The sequence below is a fragment of the Mycobacterium sp. genome (assembly GCF_019247635.1).
In the GTDB taxonomy this organism is placed as follows: domain Bacteria; phylum Actinomycetota; class Actinomycetes; order Mycobacteriales; family Mycobacteriaceae; genus Mycobacterium.
Genome location: NZ_JAFBAR010000028.1, coordinates 1 through 5247, shown reverse-complemented (window position 1 = coordinate 5247; position 5247 = coordinate 1). Strand labels below are relative to the sequence as shown.

1 protein-coding gene is annotated in these 5247 nt (G+C 68.3%); it reads right to left on the bottom strand.

Annotated elements, in window-relative coordinates:
- On the bottom strand, positions 1 to 5247 hold a 5247-nt coding region (locus JO236_RS04525; RefSeq protein WP_293325349.1), incomplete at both ends, for an SDR family NAD(P)-dependent oxidoreductase.

The following is a 5247-nucleotide window of genomic DNA, read 5'->3' as shown; positions in this document are numbered from 1 at the left end:
CCGGCCAGGGCCAGATCACACTCACCCGAGCGCAGCGACTGCACCGCCATATGCAACGCCACCAACGACGACGAACACGCCGTATCCACCGACACCGCCGGACCCTCCAGGCCCAACACATACGACACCCGACCCGACGCCACGCTGCACGACTGCCCGGTCAACCGGAACCCTTCCACGGCTTTGGCGGCATCAGCTGCAGTGCCCATGCCGTAGCCCTGCGCGTACACCCCGGCGAACACGCCGGTGGCGCTGCCACGCAGCCCGGCGGGATCAATTCCACTGCGCTCCAACGCCTCCCACGACAGCTCCAGGAACATACGTTGCTGCGGATCCATCGCCAACGCCTCGCTGGGCGCAATGCCAAAAAAGGCCGGATCGAAATCCGCCACACCCTCCACAAAGCCACCCGTGCGGGTGTAGCACGCGCCCGCGACATCGGGATCGGGGTTGTACAACCCGGTCAGGTCCCAGCCCCGGTCGGAGGGAAATTCGCAGAGCACGTCGCGGCCTTCGATCAACATGTCCCACAGGTCTTCGGGGGAATCGATCCCACCGGGGAAGCGGCAGGACATGCCCACGATGGCGATCGTGTCATCGCCCGCGACCCGAGCCGCCGGTGACTGCTTGATCTCCTGTGGGACACCGGCGAGTTCGGAGCGGATGTAGTAGGCCAGACTGCTGGGCGTGGGGTAGTCGAAGATGAGCGTGGGTGAAAGCGCCAGCCCTGTAGCGGTTTTGAGGCGGTTGCGCATTTCGACGGCGGTCAGCGAGTCAAAACCCAACTCCTGGAACGCCTTGTCGGGTTCGACGCCCTCGGGGGCGGTGTTGCCCAGCACGGTGGCGATGTGGGATCGCACCAAGTCCAGCAGGACGGCGTGCTGCTGTTCTTCGGACAGCCCGTGGAGGCGTTGCGCGAGTGCGGATTTCGACTTTTCCGCGGCTAGCGAGTCATCCACCCGGCGCCGGCTTGGCGCATTGACCAGGTCGACAAACATCGGAGGCACCGCAACGGCGTGGGCGCGCAGCGCCCTTAGATCGATGCGGGCCGGTGCCAAGAACGGTTCGTCGACGATCAGTGCGGTGTCGAACAGCTCCATGGCTTCGTCCGACGACAAGGTCAAGACCCCGTCGCGGCCCAGTCGGGCCAGATCCGCGGCGCCGAGTGCGCCGGTCATCGCGCTGGCCTGATCCCACAGCCCCCAGCCCAACGAGATGGCCGGCAACCCGTGCGCGCGCCGGTGGGCGGCCAGCGCGTCCAGGAAGGAGTTCGCCGCCGCGTAGTTGGCCTGGCCCGAAGAGCCCACCAACCCGGCCATCGACGAGAACATGACGAACGCCGACACCTCCAGGTCCCGGGTCAGCTCATGCAGGTTCCACGCCGCGTCCACCTTGGCACGCAGCACGGCGTCCATCCGCTCCGGCGTCAGCGACGTGACCGTCGCGTCGTCGAGCACACCGGCGGCATGAATTACCGCCGAAAGCGGTTGCTGCGCAGTGATATCAGTGAGCACCTTGGTCAGCGCCGCGCGATCCGCCGCGTCACAGGCCACCACCTGTGCCCGCGCGCCGGCGGCCCCCAACTCGGCCACCAGCTCCGCGGCGCCCGGCGCATCCGGACCGCGCCGGGAAAGCAACACCAGACTCCGGACGCCATGCCGGTCCACCACATGACGTGCCAAAACCGAGCCCGCCATGCCGGTCCCGCCGGTGATCAATACGGTGCCAGCACCCAGCGCGCCAGCAGGCCCGAAAGGAACAGTCATGACGACCTTGCCGATGTGCCGCGCCTGGCTCAGATACCGCAATGCGGCAGGGGCACGGCGAATGTCGAACGTCGTCACCGGCAACGGCCGCAGGATGCCGGCGTCGAACAACCCGGCGAGTTCGACCATCCACTGGTGCATGCGGGGCCGTCCGGGTTCGAAGAGGTCGAAGGCGCGGTAGCGCACGCCCGGGTATTCCTGGGCGACGCGGCCAGGGTCGCGGATGTCGGTCTTGCCCATCTCCAGGAACATCCCGCCCGGGGCGACCAATCGTAGTGAGGCATCGACGAATTCGCCGGCCAGCGAGTCCAGCACCACATCCATCCCACGGCCGGCGCTGATTACCCGGAACTTCTGCTCGAACTCCAAGCTCCGCGAATCCGCGATGTGGTCATCATCAAAACCCATGGCCCGCAAGGTGTCCCACTTGCCCTTGCTGGCGGTAGCGAACACCTCCAACCCCAAATGGCGGGCCATTTGCACGGCCGCCATGCCCACCCCACCGGCAGCGGCATGCACCAATACCCGCTGCCCCGGCCGGACCTCGGCCAGGTGCACGAACGCCATGTAAGCGGTGGTGAACACGGCCGATACGGCGGCGGCTTGGGGATACGACCAGCCGGTCGGCATCGGCTGCAGCAACCGGATGTCGCCGGGGACCAGTGTGCCGCTGGTGTCGGGGAAGAACCCGTAAACCGAGTCCCCGACCGCGAATTCGGTTACCCCCGGGCCGACTTCGACGACAACTCCGGCGCCTTCACCCCCGAGCAGGGCGTCATGGGTGAACATGCCCAACGTGATCATGACATCACGGAAGTTCGCGGCGATGGCGAACAACGCCACCCGCACGTGGCCGGGCTGCAGCGGCGCATCGGCGTTGGGGACGGGCTCCAGCCGCAGATTCTCGAAGGTGCCCGCGCTGCTGATGCCCAGCCGCCACGGCCCGTCACCAGGAGGCACCAACACGCCGTCGACCGCGCGGTTTCCGCGCACCCGTGGCGTATAAACGGTTCCCGAGCGCAGCAACACCTGTGGCTCACCCGTCGCCAACACCGCCCCGACGGCCGCGTCATCGAGAGGCGCGTCGGAATCGGCCAGCACCAGGCGGCCCGGATGCTCGGTCTGCGCCGAACGCACCAACCCCCACACCGCCGCGCCTGCCAGATCGGCGACGTCCTCCCCCGCTAGGCCCATGGCGCCGCGCGTGGCCACCACCAGCACCCCAGAGTCACGTCCGGTCAGCCAGGTTTGCACCGCGGTTAGCGCCTGGTGGACGCGATGATAGGTCCCTGTCACCGGATCTTGTTCGGCGGCAACGGATTCGAAGAGCTCACGGACAGGCGACCCGCTCCCGGCCGGTGCCCCGGAGGCCGGTGACCAGACCACCTCGAACAGCCGGTCCGGTCCCGTCCCCGACACCGCCGCGCGCAGTTGATGCTCGCTGACCGGCCGGGCCACCATCGCGCCCACCGTCAGCACGGGCAATCCCAAACCGTCGGCCAGCTCGATTGAAACGGCCCTCGAGACGCCCTGGGCGGCCGCCGGCGCGATCCGCACCCGCGCCGCCGTCGCGCCCGCGGCATGCAGCGACACACGTTGCCAGGAGAAGGGCAACACGAGTTCGGCCTCGTGGCTGGGTTCGTGATGGGGCCCCGGGGCCACCACCGCGGCATGCAGCGCGGCATCCAGTAGCGCCGGGTGCACTCCGAAACCCGTTACCCCGCCCGCTTGTTCGGGCAAGCGCACCTCGGCGAACAGCTCGTCGCCGCGGGCCCACATCGCGGTCAGGCCCCGAAACGCCGGGCCGTAGTCGTACCCGCGTGCGGCCAGCCGTTCGTAGCCGTCGGCCACGTCCACCGCCGTCGCGCCCGCCGGCGGCCATACCGACATATCCGCGGTGGGCTCAACCGATCCCGGGCTCAGCACGCCCTGCGCGTGACACACCCACGGGGCCTCCGCGCCGGGCCGGGAGTAGATGGAGACACCGCGCTGGCCCGACTGGTCGGCCGGCCCCACCACTACCTGCAGCGCAACCGAGACCCCGGCCGGCAGCAGCAACGGCGCCTGCAGCGTCAACTCGTCGACCACCGAACAGCCCACTTGGTCGCCGGCCCGAATCGCCAGCTCCACCAATCCCGTGCCGGGGAACGCCACCGTCCCGGACACGGCGTGGTCGGCCAACCATCCCTGCGCGCTCGGTGACAGCCGGCCGGTCAACATCACGCCGCCCGAGGCCGGCAGCTCGACGACCGCGCCAAGCAATGCGTGCTCGCTGGCTCCCAGCCCCAGCCCGGAGGCATCGGCCGCCACCCCCTCACCGGAGAGCCAAAACCGCCGGCGGTCAAAGGCATACGTCGGAAGCTCGATAAAGCTCGCGCCATCCAGCACGGCACGCCAGTCGACCGCGACACCCGCGACGAATGCGGATGCGGCCGAGGACAGGAAGCGGTCAAGGCCGCCGTCCTCGCGGCCCAGGGTGGGAACCATGACCCCGGCGTCGCTAACGGCGTCGGTGAAAGTCTCTTCGACGCTGGCGATCAACGCCGGATGTGGACTGGATTCGATGAACGTGCGATAGCCGTTCTCGGACGCGTTGCGCACCGCCTGCTCGAACTGCACGGACGTGCGGATGTTGCGGTACCAGTAGTCGGCGGTCAAATCTGCGGTGTCCAAACGGTTTCCGGTGACCGTGGAGAAGAAAACGGTGCGTGAGGAGCGCGGCTCGATGCCGGAGAGCGCCTGGATGAGTTCGTCGTGTATCGCCTCGACCTCAACGGAGTGCGACGCGTAGTCCACATCGATGCGGCGGGTGCGCAGCTCCTGACCGGCGCATAGCTGGATAAGCTCCTCGAGCGCGCCCACTTCGCCCGACACCACGACGGCTGACGGGCCGTTGACGACGGCGACATCGAGTCGATTCTCGAAGGGCACCAACAACTCTCGCGCTCGATCGATGCCGCAGGCGATCGATACCATGCCGCCGGGACCGGCCAGCGCCGTCAGCAGCTTGCTGCGCAGGGTCACCACCCGTGCGGCGTCGCGCAGCGACAGCGCCTCGGCGACATAGGCCGCGGCGATTTCACCCTGCGAATGGCCGATGACGGCGTCTGGACGCACGCCGACCGACTTCCACAACCCCGCCAGCGCCACCATCACCGCAAACAGCACCGGCTGCACCACGTCGACGCGATCCAGGCCCGGGGCGCCGGGGACACCCCGCAGCACGTCGGTGAGCGACCAGTCGACGAATTCCGCGAAGGCCTCGGCGCAAGCGTCGATCTGGCGCGCGAATACCGGTGCGGTATCAAGCAGTTCGACACCCATGCCTTGCCACTGGGAGCCTTGGCCGGGGAAAACGAAGACGGTCTTGCCTGCCGGCACCGCCGCGCCCCGGACGGCCGATAAAACCTCATCGGTGGCCAACTCGTCCAGGCCGGCGAGCAATCGGTCGCGATCACCACCAACTACGACCGCCCGATGC